General features: G+C 67.1%; 18 protein-coding genes and 1 other RNA gene. 9 read left to right on the plus strand and 10 right to left on the minus strand.

Annotated elements, in window-relative coordinates; translation table 11 throughout:
- The first annotated feature begins 51 nt into the window (after positions 1-51).
- Positions 52-906 carry a metallo-beta-lactamase gene (bla, locus tag LuPra_RS05555; protein WP_110169827.1) on the plus strand — a complete coding sequence of 285 codons (855 nt, stop codon included), beginning with the start codon at positions 52-54 and terminating at the stop codon, positions 904-906.
- On the opposite strand, the gene LuPra_RS05560 is transcribed toward bla, so the two are convergent.
- The 3 genes from LuPra_RS05560 to LuPra_RS05570 all read right to left on the minus strand — a co-directional run bounded on the left by LuPra_RS05560 (position 903) and on the right by LuPra_RS05570 (position 3,532).
- Positions 903-1,106 (minus strand): DUF5989 family protein, encoded by a 204-nt coding sequence (locus tag LuPra_RS05560; protein ID WP_110169828.1) that lies wholly within the window; start codon positions 1,104-1,106, stop codon positions 903-905. The two genes, bla and LuPra_RS05560, sit on opposite strands and share 4 nt — an antisense overlap.
- Positions 1,107-1,268: 162 nt before the next feature.
- Positions 1,269-1,685, minus strand: coding sequence for an SxtJ family membrane protein (locus LuPra_RS05565; protein ID WP_110169829.1), 417 nt, complete (start codon positions 1,683-1,685; stop codon positions 1,269-1,271).
- Between the two features lie 8 nt (positions 1,686-1,693).
- Positions 1,694-3,532, minus strand: coding sequence for a carbamoyltransferase family protein (locus LuPra_RS05570; RefSeq protein ID WP_110169830.1), 1,839 nt, complete (start codon positions 3,530-3,532; stop codon positions 1,694-1,696).
- A gap of 30 nt (positions 3,533-3,562) precedes the next feature.
- On the opposite strand from LuPra_RS05570, the gene LuPra_RS05575 reads away from it, so the two are divergent.
- Together LuPra_RS05575 and LuPra_RS05580 are read left to right on the plus strand one after the other, a co-directional pair.
- Positions 3,563-4,606: an SGNH/GDSL hydrolase family protein gene (locus LuPra_RS05575; RefSeq protein WP_157898779.1), complete on the plus strand. Its 1,044-nt coding sequence runs from the start codon at positions 3,563-3,565 to the stop codon at positions 4,604-4,606.
- 110 nt (positions 4,607-4,716) lie between these two features.
- Complete coding sequence (locus LuPra_RS05580; RefSeq protein ID WP_157898780.1) at positions 4,717-6,138, plus strand: hypothetical protein; 1,422 nt, start codon at positions 4,717-4,719, stop codon at positions 6,136-6,138.
- A 140-nt stretch (positions 6,139-6,278) separates the two neighbouring features.
- Here LuPra_RS05580 and LuPra_RS32795 read toward each other — a convergent pair whose 3' ends face one another.
- Together LuPra_RS32795 and LuPra_RS05590 are read right to left on the minus strand one after the other, a co-directional pair.
- Complete coding sequence (locus tag LuPra_RS32795) at positions 6,279-8,678, minus strand: DUF2867 domain-containing protein (RefSeq protein WP_110169833.1); 2,400 nt, start codon at positions 8,676-8,678, stop codon at positions 6,279-6,281.
- A 10-nt stretch (positions 8,679-8,688) separates the two neighbouring features.
- Entirely contained in the window at positions 8,689-9,183 is a 495-nt protein-coding gene (locus LuPra_RS05590) for a fasciclin domain-containing protein (protein WP_237050824.1), read from the minus strand.
- A gap of 224 nt (positions 9,184-9,407) precedes the next feature.
- Between LuPra_RS05590 and LuPra_RS05595 the strand changes: the two genes are divergently transcribed.
- Positions 9,408-9,995, plus strand: a complete 588-nt coding sequence (locus LuPra_RS05595) for a helix-turn-helix domain-containing protein (RefSeq protein WP_110169834.1) — start codon at positions 9,408-9,410, stop codon at positions 9,993-9,995.
- Between the two features lie 14 nt (positions 9,996-10,009).
- Here the strand turns inward: LuPra_RS05595 and LuPra_RS05600 are convergent, their stop codons facing one another.
- Complete coding sequence (locus tag LuPra_RS05600; RefSeq protein ID WP_157898781.1) at positions 10,010-10,732, minus strand: winged helix-turn-helix domain-containing protein; 723 nt, start codon at positions 10,730-10,732, stop codon at positions 10,010-10,012.
- A 180-nt stretch (positions 10,733-10,912) separates the two neighbouring features.
- Between LuPra_RS05600 and LuPra_RS05605 the strand changes: the two genes are divergently transcribed.
- Complete coding sequence (locus tag LuPra_RS05605; RefSeq protein WP_157898782.1) at positions 10,913-11,476, plus strand: hypothetical protein; 564 nt, start codon at positions 10,913-10,915, stop codon at positions 11,474-11,476.
- A 141-nt stretch (positions 11,477-11,617) separates the two neighbouring features.
- Here the strand turns inward: LuPra_RS05605 and LuPra_RS05610 are convergent, their stop codons facing one another.
- The 4 genes from LuPra_RS05610 to LuPra_RS05625 all read right to left on the minus strand — a co-directional run bounded on the left by LuPra_RS05610 (position 11,618) and on the right by LuPra_RS05625 (position 16,641).
- Positions 11,618-12,781, minus strand: coding sequence for a DUF418 domain-containing protein (locus tag LuPra_RS05610; RefSeq protein ID WP_162271304.1), 1,164 nt, complete (start codon positions 12,779-12,781; stop codon positions 11,618-11,620).
- Positions 12,782-12,821: 40 nt separating this feature from the next.
- Positions 12,822-14,381 (minus strand): glycerol-3-phosphate dehydrogenase/oxidase, encoded by a 1,560-nt coding sequence (locus LuPra_RS05615; protein ID WP_110169838.1) that lies wholly within the window; start codon positions 14,379-14,381, stop codon positions 12,822-12,824.
- Positions 14,382-15,878 carry a glycerol kinase GlpK gene (glpK, locus tag LuPra_RS05620; protein ID WP_110169839.1) on the minus strand — a complete coding sequence of 499 codons (1,497 nt, stop codon included), beginning with the start codon at positions 15,876-15,878 and terminating at the stop codon, positions 14,382-14,384.
- Positions 15,879-15,978: 100 nt separating this feature from the next.
- Complete coding sequence (locus LuPra_RS05625; RefSeq protein ID WP_110169840.1) at positions 15,979-16,641, minus strand: TetR/AcrR family transcriptional regulator; 663 nt, start codon at positions 16,639-16,641, stop codon at positions 15,979-15,981.
- Positions 16,642-16,782: 141 nt separating this feature from the next.
- Here LuPra_RS05625 and LuPra_RS05630 point away from each other — a divergent pair, with 141 nt between their 5' ends.
- The 4 genes from LuPra_RS05630 (at position 16,783) to dnaX (ending at position 20,766) form a co-directional block, all read left to right on the plus strand.
- The gene (locus LuPra_RS05630; RefSeq protein WP_110169841.1) at positions 16,783-17,523 is read left to right on the plus strand and encodes an SDR family oxidoreductase; all 741 of its coding nucleotides are present in this window, start codon (positions 16,783-16,785) and stop codon (positions 17,521-17,523) included.
- A 118-nt stretch (positions 17,524-17,641) separates the two neighbouring features.
- A complete protein-coding gene (locus LuPra_RS05635; RefSeq protein WP_110169842.1) occupies positions 17,642-18,523 on the plus strand; it encodes a carbon-nitrogen hydrolase family protein in 882 nt (293 codons plus the stop codon).
- A 156-nt stretch (positions 18,524-18,679) separates the two neighbouring features.
- An RNA gene (gene ffs / locus LuPra_RS05640) (signal recognition particle sRNA small type) lies at positions 18,680-18,777 on the plus strand.
- Between the two features lie 126 nt (positions 18,778-18,903).
- Entirely contained in the window at positions 18,904-20,766 is a 1,863-nt protein-coding gene (gene dnaX, locus LuPra_RS32510) for a DNA polymerase III subunit gamma/tau (protein ID WP_110169843.1), read from the plus strand.
- The last annotated feature ends 26 nt before the right edge of the window (positions 20,767-20,792 follow it).

Here is a 20,792-nt window from a genome sequence, read left to right on the forward strand (position 1 = left end):
GAGGATCATGCAGGTGGAGGGCGAAGATTGCGGCACTTCACGAGGCGGCGCGTGCTGGTTGGGCTGGGACTGATGATCATTCTCACCCTGGTGTTCGTCGCCAGGCAGGGGAACGCGAACAAGATCGGCGGGCAGCAGCCCGCAGAACCGTTCCGCATCGCCGGCAACTTCTACTACGTCGGCGCGAGCGATGTCTCCGCCTTCCTCATGACCGGGCCTGAGGGGCACGTCGTGCTCGATGCCGGCTATCCCACCACCGCGCGGATGATCATGGCGAGCATCGCGAAGCTTGGCTTCGACATCAGGGACGTCAAGGTGCTCCTGAACTCGGAGCCGCACCCGGACCACGGGGGCGGGCTGGCGGTGCTCCAGCAGGCGTCGGGTGCGCAGGTGTGGGCCAGCGACGCCAGCGGCGACGCCCTCGCGGCCGGCGGTGACGATCCCGACGTCGTCCTGCCGTTGAGGGCCCTCATCTGGATCGGGGTCCTCGGCTATCCGCCCCCGCGCGTCGACCATCGCTTCAAGGACGGCGACACGATCCGTGTCGGGCCGATCGCGCTCACCGCGCATATCACCGCCGGGCATTCGCGTGGCTGCACCTCCTGGTCGTTCCCCGTCCAGGATGGCGACCGCGTATTGAACGTCGTGAGCGCGTGCGACCTGGGGGTGCTCGCAACGTCGACGTATCCGGAACAAGCGGCCGACCGCGAGCGCAGTGTCCGCCTGCTGCGGAGCCTTCCCGCCGACATCTGGGTGACCGCCCATGCACGATGGTGGGGCCGGTACCGCAAGTTCGTCGCGAGCCAGACCGCGAAGAACCCGGCTGATTCGTTCGTCGACCCGCAGGGCTACCGGGCGTACATCGACACCGCCGAGGCGGAACTGCGCAACGGTCGTACGCACTAGAACAACGTGTAGATGAACGGCGCGGCAGCCGTGCCGCCCAGGGCAATCAGCAAGCCGAACACGACCAGGATGATGACGATCGGCGTCAGCCACCACTTCTTGTTCTGCGTGATGAACTGCCACAGTTCACCAAGGAACCCCTGTTGACGCGCCTGCGCTTCTCGCGCGAACTGCGACGACTCTTCCTGTCGATCAGCCATGCTGTGCGTTCCTTCTAGAACTCTCGTGGTGCCCTGGGGTGCCGCGAGTGAGCGTTGTCGGCCGAGGTCGCGTGCGACCGGAGGCCGACTAGAACTCTCGTGGTGCCCTGGGGTGCCGCGAGTGAGCGTTGTCGGCCGAGGTCGCGTGCGACCGGAGGCCGACTAGAACTGCCGGAAGTATCTCTTCACATCTGGAGCCTGCTCGCGTGCGATCCAGTACGTCGGCGCCGACCGGTCGAAGCGTCGCGTCATCGGGTCGTGCCCGGCCGCCCGCATCAGCAGCCCGATGGGCGTGAGCACGCCAAAGTACACGAGGCCGAGCAGCAGGTGGGAGACGATGAAGCCCATGGGGTACGCCGCGTACATCCACCCGACGAACATCGGCCGCCGCAGCGCGGGCACCGCGTAGTACACGAGCGCGACGACGGCCCCGGCACCCCACAGGACATTCTTCGCGACGTCGCTGCTCAGCGTGCGGCCGACGATTGCGCCAATCACGGCGAAGAACAGCAACAGGACTGCGCCGAACCATGCGAGGTCGCGGCGCGACGGATTCCGATTGATCTCGAGCAGTGCCATGGGTTTCCCTAGTCCAGCTCGAATTGCGCCAGGTGTGCGCTCGCGTCGACCGGCCGTGCCTGCGCCTGCTCCTCACGCAGCAGCACGAAGTTCTCGAGGACCAGCACGTCCATGTTGGTCGCCAGGAAGCAGCGATGGGCCTCGGACGGGCGGCACACGATCGGCTCGCCTCGCACGTTGAAGCTGGTGTTGATCAGCACGGGACATCCTGTCTGCCGCTCGAACGCCTGTAACAACCGGAAGTAGCGCCCGTGACGCTCCGCGTCAACCGTCTGGACGCGCACCGAGTAGTCGACGTGCGTCACGGCCGGGATCGTCGAGCGCGGCACCTGCAGCTTCTCGATGCCGACCAGATGGGCGCCTGCATCAGCGTCGCCGAGTCGCTGTACCTCATGCAATGGCGCGACGAGCAGCATGTACGGGCTGTCCTGCCCCTGGCGCATCTGGAAGTACTCGTGCACGTGTTCCTGCAGCACCGAGGGGGCGAAGGGCCTGAAGGACTCGCGGAACTTGACCTTCAGGTTCATTGTCGACTGCATCGACGGGCTACGCGGATCGCCGATGATGCTCCGGCACCCGAGCGCCCGAGGCCCGAACTCCATGCGTCCCTGGAACCACCCGACGACCTTCTCCTGCGCGATCAGCGAGGCGACGAACTCGCACAGGTCGGCGTCGTCGGTGAACGCTCGGGCTGTGGCCCCGACCGAATCGAGGAACGCCCGGATGTCGTCCGTCGTGTGCCGCGGTCCGAGGAGGGAGCCTGACTGCGTGTCCTGACCGTTGGGCCGGCGCGGTGTGTCGAGCAACTGGTGGGAGATGAAGAGGGCCACGCCAAGCGCGCCGCCCGCATCCCCGGCGGCCGGCTGAATCCAGATGTCCTCGAACGGGCCGTTGCGCAGGATCTTTCCGTTGCCGACGCAGTTGAGGGCCACGCCGCCGGCGAGGCACAGGCGCTTCATGCCTGTCGTGGCGTGCACGTGTCGCGCACAGCGGAGCATGATGTCCTCGGTCACTTCCTGGATCGACGCCGCGATGTCCATCTCCCTCTGGGTGACCGGCGACTCGGCGCGGCGCGGCGGCCCCTCGAACAGCGTGTCGAACTTCGGCGACGTCATGGTCATGCCCTGGCAGTAGTTGAAGTAGGACATGTCCATCCGGAACGAGCCGTCGTCCTTCAGGTCGAGGAGCGTCTCGCGGATCACCTTGGCGAACCGGGGCGTACCGTACGGCGCGAGCCCCATCAGCTTGTATTCTCCGGAGTTCACCCGGAAGCCGGTGAAGAACGTGAATGCCGAGTAGAGCAACCCGATCGAATGGGGAAAGTGGAGTTCGTGCGTGAGCTCGATGCGGTTGCCGCGTCCGACGCCGAAGCTGGCCGTGGCCCACTCACCGACCCCGTCGAGTGTAAGGATCGCGGCCTCGTCGAAGGGCGAGGGGAAGAACGCGCTCGCCGCATGCGCCTCGTGGTGCTCGGTGAACACGAACTTCTTGCGGTAGGCCCCGTGCAGGCCCGCGCTCAACTCACGGGGCAGGTGCAGCTTCTGCCTGAACCACAGCGGCAGGGCATTCAGGAACGACGCGAACCCGCGCGGCGCGAACGCGAGATACGTCTCGAGCAGGCGCTCGAACTTCAGGAGTGGCTTGTCGTAGAACCCCACGTAATCCAGGTCCGCCGGCGTCAGCCCCGCTTCGGCCAGGCAGAAGTCGATCGCATTGGCCGGGAAGCCGTGGTCGTGCTTCTTCCGCGTGAAGCGCTCCTCCTGGGCGGCGGCGACGATCCGACCATCCACCAGCAGGGCTGCTGCGGAATCATGATAGAAGGCCGAGACACCGAGGATGGCCGTCATGGAATTCGCCTGATTGTAGAATCTGTCCGCTTGACCCGTTTCCTTCGCCGGGCGGTGATGCTCCGCCTGCTGGTCCTTGTCTTGACGACGATCGTGGCTTCGGCGTGTGCCGAAGTGGCGTTCCGCTGGCATGTGTGGCGGAGGTTCGAGCTGAAATTCCCGCCCTGGACCGACAACCTGGTCCGTCTGCCCGCACCGCAGGTGTTCGAACTCAAGCCGAATGCGACGGGAGTCTTTCCTGGCGGTGTCGATCCGACGCGAACATTTCCCTATCGCACCAATGCGCATGGCTTGCGCGACCGCGATCGGTCCGGGAAGAAGCTCGGCACGAAGCGGGTCCTGGTGATCGGCGACTCCTACACGTGGGGCTATGCCGTCGCGGAGGAGGAAGCGTATCCGCAGGTGGCCGAGCGTCTCTTGAAGGAACGCGGCCATCCCGATATCGAGGTCATCAACGGTGGGGTTCCGGACTACAACAGTCGGCAGGAGCGGCAGCTTCTCGAGCGGCTCTTGCCGGTTTACGAGCCAGATGCGGTCGTTCTGTCCTACGTCATGAACGACGCGGAGCCGTCAACGGCACTGCCGACGCCTCCGGACGAGACGTACCGGCATGCGAATTCCTGGTTCCTGGCGGAGTTGGCGGAAGTGGCGAACCGGCACCTGTTCAAGCGGCGCGTCTTCGAGACCAACAAGGACACCGTGAGTGGCGCGTACCTCGAGGGATTCGCCTCGAGCTCGTCGAAATGGAAAGACTCGAAGCAGGCGATGCGAGAGATGCGCGATCTCTGCGCCGCTGCGCGCATTCCATTCGTCGTCGTCATCCTGCCCGACTTCACCCAGGATTTCGGCGACAGGTATGGTTTTCAGCCGATTCATGACGCGGTCGCCAGCTGGGGGCGCGAATTGAATGTTCCGGTCCACGACTTGTTGATCCCCTTGCGCGGAGAGGACCATCAGTCCCTGTCGGTGCCCTGGGATGGGCATCCGAACGCAGAGGCCCACCGGCGCCTGGCCGAGTTCCTGGTCGGCAGGATTCTCGAGGCCCCGGGACTGTCAACTGACCGTCATCGTTAGTGCGACCGTTCGCTGTCACGAAATCGGCCGCCCCGACCACCCAGCTTCAAGGCAAGGACTCTGTCGGGACGCTCGGGTCGCGGCCGCGTCCCACATCGGAAGGAATGCACATGCGGACATCTCTGGCCGTGATCGTCGCGGCCGTACCGGCCATCGCGATTTCTGTGGGCGTATCGACCCTGGCGCAGGCACCGAAGGCGGGGTCGAAGGCCGCGCCGGAGCAGCAGGTCACGCCTCCGGAGTCGCGGTACTGGCTGGGCGCGACCACCGGCGGTGGCATGCTGGCCATGAGTGGGATGGCGGCGGGCGGCGGGCGGCCGTCGATGGGCACCATGATGCGCATGGCGTCGTCTGGCCTGCCCACGGCCAGTCAGACCATCGAACTGAAGCTGGGCACCTCGCTGGCCCCGACCGGGGAGCCCGAAGCGTTCCACACCTTCCCGGCCGGATCGCAGGTCAACAAGCCAATCTTCCTGCGGACGCCGGAGCCAGGTCGCCCCGGCACCGAGGCGCCCGGCACCTACAAGACCCCGAAGGGGCAGATCACGTTCTACTGGGGTTGCGGCGAGAAAGCCGGTCCGGGTCAGCCCGTCATCCTGACCTTCGACAAGCTCATGCGGAGCGAGAACGACGAGCCCGACCTGCAGGCGCTGCAGGCGGCCGTCGGGGCGCGCGCGGTTCGCACGCCCACGGCAGGCAACTCGAAGACCTACGGCGACTGGCCAAACGACGACCAGAAGAAGCGCAATCGTGACCTCCAGGCGACCTTCCCGTTGGGGTCGACGCTGGCCGGACAGCATCTGATCGAAGGCACCTACACGCCGAAGATCGACTTCACCCTGCCCGATGACAAGACCTTCATGGAGCCAGTGCGCTACTCCTCGACGGCTGTCCAGGCCTCGGGCGCCGTCGCCCTGAGCTGGAACGCACCGGCGAGGGCCACCGGCTACTCGCTCGGCGTCATGGCCCCCGAGAAAGTCGACGACGAGTCGGCCAACATCGTCATGTGGTCCTCGGCTGAACGCCCGGCGACGTTCATCCAGATGGAACACCTGACCCCCGCCGAGGTGAAGCGCCTGATCGATCTCAAGGCGGTCCTGCCGCCGTCGACCACCAACTGCGCCGTGCCCGCCGAGGTCGTCAAGGCCACGAAGAACGGCTCGATGCTGATGTTCACGGCCTACGGCGACGAGGCGACGTTCATCCATCCGGCGCGACCTGCAGATCCGAAGGTGACGTGGGACCAGGAGTGGTTCGCCCGCGTCAGCTTCAAGGCCGTCCGCATGGACATGATCTCGCCCGAGGGCGTGATGGACCTCGGGGCGATGTCGGGTGGTGGTTCGTCAGACACCGCAGCCAACGCGAAGTTGTCCGACGAGGAGTACTGCGCCCAGCTCGCGGCGCAGCAGGCGAACAAGCCGACGATGGCCGACGCCATTCCGGGTGGCAAGCTGCTCGGTCGATTCGGTCGCAAGAAGCCGGGGCCGCCGCCCCCGAGCGATCCACGTTGCGCCAACGTCAACAAGAAGTAATCGCGGTGGAGGTGAAGCGCCTCGAGATCCTGTCGAGGAAGGCCGTCGCCGGGTGGCGTCCTCGATGCGCATCACTGATCCGACGAATCAGCCACTCCCGAAGGCTTCGTGGCGCGTGGCCATCTCTTCGTCCGGCCGTGTTACTGCGGACTGGCGCTCGCCTGTGGCGTCGGCACAAGGCGATTCACGTCGAATCCGCTGGCGAGCGCGGCCGCCCGCGCCGCCCTCGCGGACTCGTCGTCAAGGTGCGGCGCCCGCGCGAGAATCCACAAGAAGTTCCGGTCGGGATCGCCGACGACCGCCCAGGAATAATCTGCCGCCAGGCCGATGATCCAGTAATCGCCCCACACCACCGGCAGCCATGAGAGCCACGCGGGAGCGAACCGCACCTTCAACCGGGCGAAGGTGCGCTCATCGACGATGCGCGCGACGCCGCCTGCCGCGGTCTGACCGTCGGCGGTGCGGCACCGGTTCACCACATCGACGCGCCCGTCTGGCCGGCGGGTGTAGCTGGCGCGCACGTCGCCGACGCAGTGGCGTTGGAAGCGGTTCGGAAATCGCGCGATCTCGAACCAGTCGCCCGCATATCGACCCAGATCGACACGCGGAACCGTGCGCACGGCCGCCGTCGTCTGCCCGCGAGCAGTGACGGGCGGAAGTGTGACCGCCGCCGCCAGAGCCACCGCCGCCACCCATCGCCGCGGGCTCCGGGGATGGGCGTGGCCGACGCTCGCGCGCACGATTGCATGGCGGTACGCGAAGGCAAGTGTTAGCAGCGGACGGAGCATGGCTGCCGCGAAGCGGTTCAACGCGCGATGGCGGGAGACCGCGAACTCGATGCGGTCCTGGTAGAGCGTTTGCAAATGTCCGATCGGCTCGAACAGATGCGCGTGCCGCCATACCGCGAATGGACCCAGCACTTGCTCGTCGCAGAATTGCCGGGCGGCGACGTAACCGTAATGCCGCACCCCCCAGCGGAATCGTGCCCGGCCGATGCCGATCGATAGCATGACGCGCCCGTCGTCACCAATGCCGCCCTCTTGCTGTTCAATTCGTACCAGCGCGGCGGGGGTCAGCGCCCCGAGCGCTGCCGGCTGCTCGTGCCAGCGGAACACCGCGGCCGCAGGCGCGCCGATGATCGAGCAATACGTGAAGGTCGATAGAGGGTCCGGCGAGGCCCCCCGGACTGCGCACCGCGCAATCCGCCGCAGCAGGCCGCGGAAGACGATCGCGTGGAGCGGCACCACCCCGTACCAGTACAGTCGACCCGCGACGCCTCGTGCGTCGAATGTCGCTGTCTGGCGAATGAGCGATCGCGATCCGTCGCCGAGGGGTGCCACGCGGAACTCGAGCCAGCCGCGCCCCGGGAGTTTCATTCCGGCCCTCAGCCGCAGGAACCGATCAGGCTCGTAGGCCTCGACGCGCCACCCATCGATGACGTCGCCGACGACGCAGGCATCGGGGTCGCGGCGATGTCGCGGCATGCCCACACCGCCCACGCAGCCGTCTAGCCACCTGCGCAGCCGCCACAGCGCATCGCCGAAATACCATCCACTGCGACCGCCGATGCGGCGAATGGGCGCAAACGCCTCCGCCGGCGCCGCCGCGACGACGGCCACGCGGGTATCGGTCTTGAACCGTGTGGCCCCGCCCTCGTCCATCGCGCGCACAAATGCCTCGCGCAACGACGTCAGCGCAAGACCGAATGCTTCGCGTGCCGCGGAGGATCGCACCACGGTAGGATTACGCAGGCCTTCGACCAGTGCGCGTCCCACGCTGGCCTGCGCCGGCGTCACGAGGGCGAGCCACACCCCGGAAAGGCGCGGCGTCAGCACGGGCACCCGGACCAGTACGCGTCGCAGATCACGCAGCCTAGCGTACTCGCGCATCATCTCGCCGTAGGACACCACCTCGGGCCCGCCAATTTCGAACACGCCTTCGCGCCCCTCCGGCAGGTCGAGTGCCGCGCGCAGATACGCCAGCACATCGTCTATCCCGATGGGCTGGGTGCGGGTGTCTACCCACTGCGGGCAAAGCATGACTGGTAGCCGCTCGACCAGCGCGCGGATCATCTCGAACGACAGGCTGCCGGCGCCAATGACGATCGACGCCCGAAACTCGACGACCGGTACGCCGCTGGCGCGCAATGCGTCTCCGGTTTCCACGCGGCTCTTCAAGTGCGTGGAGAGGGAATCGCCAGCGTCGCCGAGCCCGCCGAGATAGATGATGCGGCGGATTCCGGCGCGGGCGGCCGCGCGGCCGAAGGTGGTCGCAGCCTCGCGATCGAGTGCGGCGAACGCAGGTCCGCTCGCCAGCGCGTGCACCAGGTAGAACGCCTGGTCCACCCCTTCCATGGCTGCGTCGAGCGACGCTTCGTCGAAGCAGTCTCCCGCGAAGACTTCGGTGGTGAGACGTCGCACGGCGACGCGATCGGGCCGCCGCGCGAGGCACCGCACCGCGCAGCCGCCTTCCTCGAGCACTCGAAGAAGGCGGCTGCCGATGCAGCCAGTGGCGCCGGTCAGCAGGACCCTTGCGGCCATGTGGGAAGCCCTATTCCGTCGGCGGGAGCAGGACCGCGTCGACGACGTGGATGACACCGTTGCTGGCGGCGATGTCGGCCTTGGCGACCCGAGCCTTGTCGACCATCACGGTGCCGCCGCTCGCCTTGATCGACAGGGTGTCACCGCTGACCGCCTTGGCGGAGCTGATCTTGACGACATCGGCCGCCATCACCTTGCCCGGCACCACGTGATACGTGAGCACCCGCCGAAGCGTCGCCTTGTTCTCCGGCTTCAGCAATTTCTCCAGCGTTCCGGCGGGCAGCGCTGCAAAGGCCTCGTCGGTCGGGGCGAACACGGTGAACGGTCCCGGCCCCTTGAGCGTGCCGACGAGGTCGGCTGCCGTCAACGCCTTGGCCAGCGTGGTGAACGACCCGGCGGCGACCGCCGTGTCGACGATGTCCTTGGTTTGCTGCGCACGTGCCGGTGAGGCGACCGCCGTGAGAACGACAAGGGCCAGTGACGTGAACGAAAGCATGGTCTTCATGTGTACTCCTCGAAGAATGGACCTAGCAGCAGCCGCGATGTGGCTCGCTGACTGCATCCCGCCGGTCTGCGCGCACTCTGGAGAGCGCCCGGTGCAGCCGGTCGCCTTTGACTTTAATGCAATTAAAAGTGCATACAAGTAAAATTCGGCTGGTATGCAAAGTCGTGTGAGTGTCACGACCGAACCGGCCTGGAATGTGAACCACAGTCAAATAGAGGGGGCGAATGCTTTCGAAGACGCTGGAAGACGGACTGAACGACTATGGGATTGGACCCAAGATCCGCGCGCTCCGCCTGAAGAAGAAGATCGGCCTCGTCGACCTTGGCCAGCACACGGGGCTGTCGCCGGCGATGCTCTCCAAAATCGAGCGCGGCCGTCTGTTCCCCACGCTGCCGACGCTATTGCGCATCGCGCTCGTTTTCGGGGTCGGCCTCGAGTACTTCTTCGCTGGCGCGCGTGAAAAGCCGCTCGTAGCGGTGACGCGGAAGAACCAGCGCGTGGAACTGCCCGAGCGTGCTGGCACGGAGGAGGCAGCCTACCGGTTCGCGTCGCTCGATTACCCGGCCGCCGAGCGCCGCTTCAACAGCTATTACGCGGAGTTCCTTCCGGTGGCGCGGGAGAAGCTACAGCCCCATGAGCATCAGGGCGTCGAGTTCATCTACGTGATCCAGGGCGTCTTGAGCGTCCACATGAACGGCGAGGAACATGCGCTCGAGGCCGGCGACGCCATCTACTTCGATTCGACCATTCCGCACGCGTACCGACGTAGCGGCGGCCGCTCGTGCAGCGCCGTCGTCGTCACGGCCCGCTAGGAAACGCTCGTACTTCATCGCCTTTTGGCGGCAGCCGGCGGCGAGGCGGCCGGGGAACCCGGCCGCGCCGTGTCGACGCGCCACACGTTCGTGTCGGCGAAGCTGTGCACGTACACGAGCCGCCGCCCGCCGGTCGGCACTCGCGACACAACCGGTGCAATACCGTCCAGACCGACGAATGGGAGCCGGCGTGGCGTGCCGCCGGTCAAGGCGTCTAGTCTCCAGAGCCCGCCTCGGGCCGGGAACAGCACTTCACGACTGTCAGGTATCCAGACTGGCTTGCCTGCGTAGAGTGTCGCCGTCAGGCGCACCGGAATGCCTTGGGAATCGTTCCCGTCCTTCAATGAGAGGCGGTAGAACTCACCGCTGCCTGGGGTGGCGTCCCGGCGAAAGACAAGCAGGCTGCCGTCAGGTGACATGGCCGGGTCGGCATCCCTGACCAGACCCTTCGGATGGGTCAGCTGTCGCCGTTCCCCCGTCTCCAACGCGATCTGAAACAACGCGTCTGGTTTGTCGGCGCCGAGCGTATCCGTGACCAGAAGGCACGTGGAATCGGGGCACCACACGTTCTGGAGCAGTTCCTCCTTCGAGATCAGCTGTCCAGGCTTCTCGAGCAAGGCCACGAGCACATCGAACGCCTTGGGTGTGAGCGGCACGGGTGCGCCGTCCCGCCGCAGCGTTCGTTCCCTGGCATCGATCAGAAACGGTCCGAACTGGCTGCCGGTCGGATTGTCCACGTGTGCGCTCCGGTCACTCCACGCCTCGCGGCCGAAGGTTAGCACGTGAGGTCAGGACTGCGCCCAGGTGTCCGGAACGAGATTTGACGCCAAATCAAACGGGAATCTAAGCGCCTTCCAACCACCTTCGAAAGACGTCTCGACACCGGGCCACGTAGCGTGCCGCGCGAGGAGGTCCACATGAGACAAGTCGTTCTGAGCTTCTGTGTGTTGGCCGCGGCCTGCAGCGGGCAGCACCTGGATTCACCCACCGCGCCCACGAGCGCTACAGCGGCGCCGTCGGGTAGCTCGTCGCAAACGCAGGCACAACATGGTACGGGGCTGCCGTTCCGTGGAGTGTTCACAGGGCGTGGTGGCGGCGTGTTCAACTGCCCGCCGACGTGCCCGCCCACGTCGTTCACGAGCAGAGGAACATATCAGGGCACGGCCACGCACCTTGGCGCCTTCACTGCGGCATTCGTGGATGTCGTGGACATTGCTACGGCAACCAGCACTGGCACAAGCGATTTCACGGCGGCAAATGGCGATCGCCTGAGCACGACAACCGCCGGTGGTCAGGACGGGTTCACGCCGCCCAATATATCGAGCGTCAGGGTGCTCGCGACCATCACTGGAGGGACGGGTCGTTTCTCCGGGGCGACGGGCACGCTCACGGTACGGTTCATCCAGGAGATCGATTATGCGAACGGGACCGGGGAGGTAGTGTCCGGCTCCCTCGACGGAGTGATCAACCTGAACGAGTGACCGGCTCGACGCTCACACAGGCCGATCGTCGTCACGACGGGACGACGGTCGGTCCCCTCCGCCACGGCTCGACGCCCGTCGTCTCCGTACGACACAGACGACTGCCGATGGTTACGGGTCCACGCCAGGAATGGGTTTCTCTCATGCGGAGAGTGTCTCGGAGGCAGGCGAGAGCGACAGGCGCCTCATCGGTTGTCGCTGGCCGTATGCGAGCGATCGCCACAGCCATTCGGCCGGTCCGAACTGGAAGTGTCTGAGCCAGATGGTGCTGAAGGCGGCCTCGGCTCCGAAACAGGCCAGCGCCGCTGCAAAACCGACGACGGGTCGTATCTTCCCAAGGCCTATCGCGTATCCGGAAAACAGCAGGTCCAGGGTCGCGATTTGAAGCAGGTAGTTTGTCAGGGCCATCCGGCCGGCCGCGGCGACAGGGCGCAGTCGCACGCTGAGATCCGGTCTGTAGGCCAGGAGCAGGAGCCCGCCCGAGACGTAGGTGAATGTCAGCCACTGATCGCGGAGGAGACCAAGGCTCGTGGGAAGCAGCCAGTTGTCGAGCGCCCAGGAAACGACGCCGAGCGCCGCGATGCCGCCGAGCAACCGACTGTGTGCGCGGGCATCGTCAAAGAAATGATGCCTTACGAATAGCAAGCCGGCGATGAAGAGCGCCAGCGTCCCGCCCGGCATCACGAAGAACGGCTGGGTGTAGAACCACGCCATGTGCCTGATGCGCGCGCCGAGCAGGACGAGATAACTCGCCTGCATTTCGGCGGCAGTGAGCGCGTCATTGACGGCGATCCTCTCGGCTCGTCGTGCCTCCGCCGCCGCTGCGACACACTCGGGTCGCAGATGGCACGACAACCATGTCGTGGCTGTGGAATAGAGCACGACGGACGCGGCCGAGACGACCGCCGTCACCAGCAGGGCGCGCGTCGACCACTTTCGGATGAGGAGAAGCGGTAACGCCCAGACGGCGTACCCGAGCAGCACGTTGTAGCCGAAGAAGGCGTGCGCCACGAAGCCGAAGAGCGCGAGGACGGCAAGTCGGCGGAGATACAGGCCGGCAAACGGCCGGCCCTGCGCTTCAGCGCGTCGGAGCTGGATGGCGAACCCGGCGCCGAAGAGCAGCGAAAAGGTCCCGTGCGCCTTCGATTCCACCAGCCGCCAGACGAGCACGCGGACCATGTCGTCGAGCCCGCCCGGCTCGGTCGATTGCATGTGGAAATGGACCACGAACATCCCGAGCAGCGCGAAACCGCGCAGGATATCCAGGCACTCGATCCGCTGGGGAATCGGATTCGGTACGACCAACGTCGGCCTCGTTCGGACAGCGCGATGGTAATCGATCGCGCTAGATCTGATACCCCTTGGCGAGCCCCGCGAATGCGGCCACTTCCGCCGCCTGCCACGCGGCATCCCAGCCAAGTTCGCCGGCCATGAGCCGCGCCACGTCGGGCGCCATGGCGACGGCCGCGCGTGCGTTGAGGAACAGGGCGCGCGTGCGGCGCGCGAGCACGTCCTCGACGGTGCGCGCCATCTCGTGACGGGTGGCCCAGACGACCTCCGCGCCGGTGTACGGCAGGTCGGCATGCAGCGGCGTGCCAAGCGACGGCGTCTCGCGAACCAGTTCCTGGATCGCGAGCGCGTCGGAACCGTAGATGCTCAACGCGCCGAAGCGATCGGCATTCGTGTGGAACCCGTGCACGTTGAGCGTACGCGTGACGCAGGGCCGCTCGGTCAGGCGCGCAAGGTCGGCGGCCTGATCCACGGTGTGCTCCGCCATGTTCCGGTACGTCGTCCACTTGCCGCCGGTCGTCGTCAGGAGCCCCGACGAGTCGATGTGGATGGTGTGATCGCGCGACAGCGCGGCCGTCAATCTGCCGTCGCCACCCTTGACGAGCGGACGGATGCCGACGAACACGCTGAGGACATCCTCTCGCGTCGGTGCCTTGTGGAGGTACCGGCCGGCGGTCTCGAGGATGAAGTCGATCTCCTCCTGCAGCGGTAACGGCTCGAGCGTCGGCGTGTCGATCGGCGTGTCGGTGGTGCCGACAAGTGTGTGTCCGTGCCACGGAATCGCGAACATCACCCGACCGTCGGTCGTGTGCGGCACCATGATCGCGGCGTCGGCCGACAGGAACGACTCGTGGAACACCAGGTGAATGCCCTGGCTCGGCGCGATCAGGGCTGCGACGTCGGGTTCGGCGAGCCGCCGCACCGTGTCCGAGAACGCGCCCGTCGCGTTGATGACCACGCGTGCTGCGACGGTCCACTGCCGGCCGCTCTCCTCATCGACGGCCACGACGCCGCCGATGAAGCCGTCGGGCTCCTTCGTGATGTCGACCACCCGCGCGTAGTTGACCAGCGTCGCGCCCTGCTCGGCCGCCGTTGTCACCAGGTTGATCAACAGCCGTGCGTCGTCGAACTGGCCGTCGTAATAGACGACGCCGCCGCGCAGGCCCTCGGTCTTGATCGTCGGCAGGCGTGCAAGCGTCTGCTCGCGGGTGAGGATCTCGGATGGCCCGAAGCCGTACTTGCCAGCCAGCGCGTTGTAGACCTTGAGGCCCAGGCCGTAGAACGGCGCTTCCCACCAGTCGTAGTTCGGGACGACGAAGGCAAGGTTGCTCACGAGGTGCGGCGCATTCTGGCGAAGCAGGCCGCGCTCCTTGAGCGCTTCCATCACCAGCGCGATGTTGCCCTGTTCCAGGTAACGGACGCCGCCGTGTACCAGCTTGGTGCTCCGGCTCGACGTGCCCTTGCCGAAGTCGTGCTGCTCGAGGAGCAGGACGTCATAGCCGCGGCTCGCCGCGTCCACGGCGATGCCGACACCGGTGGCACCGCCGCCGATGACGACGAGATCCCAGGGATCTTTGTGCTGGTCGAGCCTCGCCAGCATGTCGGAGCGGCGCATCTAGTTGCCTTTCGCGATCCAGTTCTTCGATCGACCCAGCGCCTCGGCCCACTCCGCACGGCGCGCGGCGACTTCTGCCGGCGCCTTTGACGGCTCGAAGCGCCTGGCCACACGCCAGTGACGCGCGAGGGCGTCGGTCGAGTCCCAGAACCCGACCGCGAGCCCTGCCAGGTACGCCGCACCCAGCGCCGTGGTCTCGGTGACCTCGGGACGCACGACGGCGACGCCAAGCAGATCCGCCTGGAACTGCAGCAAGGCGTCGTTGGCGGCGGCGCCCCCGTCTACGCGTAGTTCCATCAAGCCGATGCCGGCGTCGTCACCCACGGCATCGAGCAGGTCGGCGACCTGGAAGGCGATGCTCTCCACGGCAGCCCTGGCGATATGCCCGGCCGTCGTGCCGCGCGTGATGCCGACGATGGTGCCGCGGGCGTAGGGGTCCCAGTGTGGCGCGCCTAGGCCCGCGAAGGCGGGCACGAGGTACACGCCGCCGCTGTCGGGGACCGACCGCGCCAACGCCTCGACGTCGGCCGAGGTCTTGATCAGGCCCATGCCGTCGCGCAGCCACTGCACCACGGCGCCGCCGATGAACACACCGCCCTCGAGCGCGTACGTGGTCTTGCCGCCGACCTGCCAGGCGACGGTCGAGAGCAGGCGATTGTGCGAAGCGACAGGCCGTTCGCCCGTGTTCTGCAGCAGGAAGCAGCCGGTGCCGTACGTGTTCTTGGTCAGTCCGGGCGACACACACATCTGGCCGAAGAGCGCGGCCTGCTGGTCCCCCGCGATGCCCGCGATCGGGACATCACCGACCCCGAGCGTCGTCGACACGCGTCCGTAGACCTCGCTGGACTGGCGGACGTCGGGCAGCATGCTGGCCGGCACGTTCAGGAGCTTCAGCAGGTCCTCGTCCCACGCGAGCCGGTGGATGTTGAAGAGCATCGTCCGCGACGCGTTGCTGACGTCGGTGATGTGCGTCGCACCGCTCGTGAGCTTCCACACGAGCCAGCTGTCGATGGTGCCGAACGCGAGCTTGCCCGCCTCGGCCCGGGTCCGGGCGCCGGGGACGTTGTCGAGAATCCACGCCACCTTGCTGCCGGAGAAGTAGGCATCGATGACGAGACCGGTGCGGTCGCGGATGAAGTCTTCGTGACCGTCGCGCTTGAGTCGCTCGCAGTAGTCGGCGGTCCGTCGATCCTGCCAGACGATCGCGTTGTAGACGGGATCACCCGTCTCGCGGTCCCACACGACGGTCGTTTCCCGCTGATTGGTGATGCCGATCGCCGCCAGGTCGCGCGGCCGGAGGCCCCCGCGTGCGAGCGCCTCGGTCGCCACGGCGACCTGCGTCGCCCAGATCTCGCCGGGGTCGTGTTCGACCCATCCCGGCTTGGGGAAGATCTGCTGGAACTCCATCTGGCCGACGGAGAGGATGGCGCCTTCGTGATCGAAGACGATGGCGCGCGAACTGGTCGTGCCTTGATCGAGAGAGAGGATGTACCGCACGTCGGACGTTCTCCGGTTCGCGGCTGGCGGCCGACGCCAGTGGCGGCGCCATTGTAGCGGGGGAAGGAACTGCCGCCACTAGTTCAAGAGCTGGATCTCGTCATCTTCGTGAGCGTGTCGGCCGGTGCGCCTTTGCTGGAGCTGGCGTATTGCGTGGCCCGCGTGCGGCTGCAATCAGCTGGGCCGCGGCCCAGCGTGCGTCGTGCGCGGCGGCGGCTGACTGTTCCGCGAGCGCCCGGGCGCCGGCACCCGTCAGGAGCGCCAGCAGCGCGCCAGTGAACAGCTCGGCGTTGTCTATGCCCGCGGCGTGGACCAGTCGCGTGACGAGCGCACGCATCCACGCCTGGTGCTCGGCCAGCGCGGCCCGCGCAGGATGTGTCGGGCAGGAGAGCTCGCTCTGCGCGTTCTGGAACGGACAGCCACGGAACGCACCCGAATCCACCCAGGCGACATTCCGATCGAAGAGATGCAGGAGGCGCTGCGTCGGATCGGTGATGCGTGCGAGTTCGGCCTCGAGGGTCGTCTGCATTTCCTTGCTGCGCTGGCGCAGGTACGCGGCCACGAGGTCGTCCTTGGACCGGTAGTGCGCGTAGAGGGAGGCCTTGGCCACACCCGCTTCCTCGATCACGCGCTGGATGCCGACGGCGTGGATGCCCTCCCGATAGAAGAGCGCGCTCGCCGTCGAGAGCAGACGATCCGCGACACTCGGCCCGGCCGATTGGGTGGGTTTCGAGCCCTCGTCGAGCCGGTCGGCGGAATTCATGCCTTGACTATACAGACTGGTCGGTCTAGTTTCAAGTCGTTGACCATACCGATCGGTCTGTTCAGTGCGGGCGGCCTGGTACTGCCGGACACGACGCCTTGCCGCGCAGGACCCCCGACGACGACTTCAAGGAGCCTCCCAATGGCCGTACAGATTTCCACCTCCACCGCCCTCGTCACCGGCGCCAACCGCGGTATCGGCCGCGCCCTCGTCGAGGCGCTGCTCGAGCGTGGCGCGACGCGCGTCTACGCCACGGCCCGCCGGCCCGAGACCCTGGACGCCCTCGTCGCGCTCGGCGGCGGTCGTGTCGTGCCGGTACAGCTCGACGTCACCGACAAGGCGCAGGTCGCCGCGCTGCCCGCCGTCGCCCCCGACGTCTCGCTGCTCATCAACAATGCCGGTGTCGTGTCGCACATGTCCGAGACCTTCGGCGATCCTGCGTGGCTCGACGCCGGTCGTGCCGAGTTCGAGGTCAACGTCCTCGGCACGCTCGCCGTGACGCAGCGTCTTGCGCCGGTGCTCGCGCGCAATGGCGGCGGCGCCGTCGTCAACATCGCCTCGGTCGCCTCGTTCATCGGTTTCCCGATCCTGGCGACCTATGCGGCCGCCAAGGCCGGCACGCACTCCATCACCCAGACGACGCGGCAACTCCTTCGTGCCCAGGGCACGTTCGTCGCCGGCGTCTATCCGGGACCCGTGGACACGGACATGGCCGCCAACATCCCGCTCGCCAAGGCCTCGCCACGTGAAGTGGCGCACGCCATCCTGGACGGCGTCGAGGCTGGTCAGGAGGACATACTGCCGGACCCGATGGCGCGTCAGATGGGTGCGGCGTTCTTCTCCGGTCCCAAGCAACTCGAACAGCAGGTGGTCGCAGCCTGACGGCGGATAGTTGAAATCCGGCGTTGGCATGTCGTCGTCGGCGCAACCGCGACTCTGCAGTGGCCAACAGCCAATAACCGCATAGGTATGGCGCATGAGGCGGCGTACACTCCGCCTCATGCTTCAGCACGTGCGTGTGGCCGCTGCAGCCATCGACGCCAAACCCGGAGAGACCGGCCACAATCTCGACAGCATCGAGTTGTGGGCGCATCGCGCCGCCGATGGCGGCGCCTCGCTCCTGCTGCTCCCCGAACTGAGCCTGAGCGGGTTCCTGCCGAACCATCCGGCCGCGAATCACGAGGCCTGGTTGCGCGACGCCCTTGCCGGCGCGCGCCGGATGGCCGAGCCAATCGACGGGCCCGCTGTGCGCCGCCTCCGATCGATCGCCCGGGAAACGGGCCTGCTCATTGCTGCGGGGCTGCTGGAAGACGCCGGCAGCATGCTGTTCAACACGCACGTGCTCGCCGGGCCCACGGGGTTGCTGGGCGCGTGGCGAAAGATGCACGTGCCGCTGTTCGAGATGCCGCTGTACAACGGCGGCGGCGCGCCACCGGTTGTCGACACGCCACTCGGCCGCGTCGGCATCACGATCTGCATCGACGCGTTCCTGCCCGAGTCGGTGCGCCTCCTGGCCGTGCAAGGCGCCGAGATCGTGCTCTTCCCGTTTGCTGCCGATCCTGCACCGCTGACACCCGAGGGGTGGAGTGCGTGGGCCGAACCGACGTTGCGAGCGCGCTGTCGCGAGAACGGCGTGTTCGGCGTCGCGTGCAATTTGTACGGGGACGTGGAGTTTGCCGGCGCGCAGCAGACTTTTGCCGGAGGCGCCCTCGTGGTCGGACCCGGTGGCGAGGAGATCGCTCGTCACACGGGCGACGGGCCGCTGCCGCACCTGCTCCTTGCTGACCTCGACCGCGAGGCCCAGCTCGAGGCGCGCTCGGCGTTCGAGTACACGTTTCGCCTCAGGCGGCCCGAGTTGTACGGCTCGCTAGCCAGCGACTGATCCGCCTTCGCCAAGGCTTCGGCGGACAGGTTCCGCCTTCGCCAAGGCTCCGGCGGACACGCTTCGCTCGCCGATGCTTGCCCGCGCCCGACCTGCAGACTACACTGGGGGTTCGGCCGCCGCGGGTGGCCGCCGGCCGTGGTCGCTCGCACCGCGGTCCGGAGCCTGTGCAACGCCAGACCCCGAACCGCGTCAGGACCGGAAGGTAGCAGCGCTAAGGGGATCCTGCCGTGTGCATGGGTACTCCGGGTCGCGGTTGGATCGACCACGGTCACCGATTCCGTCGACCTGAAGGTCGACGGCTACGAGACTCCGCCGACCTGAGAGTCGGCGGCTACGAGACCTGACGGCTGCCCCTGACCGAACCGACCCCGACCTCAGTGTCCCGCCCGTATCAGGTGCTCGCTCGCAAGTGGCGTCCCCAGCGCTTCGACGATGTCGTCGGCCAGGTGGGCGTGACGCAAACCCTGCGCAACGCCATCCAGCGCGGGCGCATCGCCCAATCGTTCATCTTCTCGGGAGCCCGCGGCGTCGGAAAGACGACCACCGCACGCATCCTCGCGCGCGCGCTCAATTGCGAGACCGGGCCGACCGCAGACCCGTGCGGCACGTGCGATGCCTGCGTCGAGATCGCCGAGGGTCGCGACATCGACGTCATCGAGCTCGACGCCGCGACACACACCGGTGTCGACAACGTCCGTGAAGTGATCATCGAGGGGCTCGGCATCGCCCCGGCCCGCGATCGCTACAAGATCTTCATCATCGACGAAGTGCACATGCTGTCGAACAGCTCGTTCAACGCATTGCTGAAGTCGATCGAGGAACCGCCACCGCATGTCGTCTTCATGATGGCGACGACCGAGCTGCACAAGATCCCGGAGACGATCCGGTCGCGGTCGCAGGAGTTCGAGCTGCGCACGATCGGGGCTCGCAGCGTCGCCGACCAGCTCGCACGCATCGCCGAGGCCGAGCAGATCCAGGCCGATCCCGACGCCCTGCTGCTGCTCGCGCGATCGGGCGAGGGCAGCATGCGCGACGCGCTGAGCGCCTTCGACCAGGTGATTGCCTTCGCCGGCGAGCGCATCAGCGCCGCCGACGTCGCGTCGGTGCTCGGCCTCATCGGCCGCGACGTGCTGATGGACATGGCGGAGATCGTCGCCGACGGTCGCGCGGCCGACGTGTTCGATGCCGTCGGGCGCCTCGTCGAGTCCGGGCAGGACCTCAAGCTCGTCGTCCGTGACCTCACCGGCCTCGTCCGAGACCTGATGATCGTGAGTGTCGATCCGACGCGCCTCGAGGATCCTGAACTCGCGACCGACGCCGACCGTCTCGCGGGTCTCGCCTCACGCTTCTCGCGCGAGGACCTGCTGCGTGCCTTCGATGTGCTCGCCCGCGCCGAACAGGACGTCCGCTATACCGCGCAGCCCCGCTATCACCTCGAGATGGCGTTGTTGCGCTGGATTCATCTCGGACACCTCGCGCCAATTGCCGAGGTGCTCGAGGCACTCGGCAGCGGCCGCCCGGTGTCGATGGGACCTGTGCGCAGTGCGGCACCTGTCCGATCGCCAGCCGGCGGACCCGCGGCTGGTACGACGGCGCCGGCCACAGGTCCAGGCAGCGCGCTGCGCCGGCTGACCGAGGCGGCTGCGACGCGGCCCGTGACGTCCGCGCCGGCGACGCCACCGGTGTCGTCCACGCCGGCGCGTTCCGCCCCTCGCGTTGCCGGCACCTCTGCTGCGTCTGCCGCGCCAGCAACCGCGGCGGCGTCACGCGTCGAGACGCCTGTGCCGCCCGCGCCGTTGGTCACCGCTCCCGCCGCCCCGGAGCCGACACCGGCAACGGTCGCGGCGCCAGCAGCAACCCCCACGATTGACCTCGACAGCGGTGGCGCCGAGCGGTTGATCGAGGCGCTGAAGAAGAGCAATCGCACATTCTTCGGCACCGCCCTGGCCCGCGCGACGTTCGCCGTCGATGCCAACCGGCTGGTGCTCACCGTCGGTGGCAACTTCGAGCACCAGCGTTGCGAGGGCCGCCGCTCGTGGATCGAGGACACGGCGTTGCAGGTGCTGGGGCGCAAGCTGCCGCTCGACATTCGCGTGGTGGTCCAGGCCACCAACGTGGCGGCCGATCCGGTCGAGACCGACAAGGCGCGCCTCAAGGAACAGGCGCTCAAGAGCGAAGCCGTGCAGGCCATGCTCGACGTCTTTGCGGCCGAGATCAGGGACGCGGAGGAGATTCCTTGATCGAACGCCGAACGTCGAACGCCGAA

The organism is Luteitalea pratensis (assembly GCF_001618865.1).
In the GTDB taxonomy this organism is placed as follows: domain Bacteria; phylum Acidobacteriota; class Vicinamibacteria; order Vicinamibacterales; family Vicinamibacteraceae; genus Luteitalea; species Luteitalea pratensis.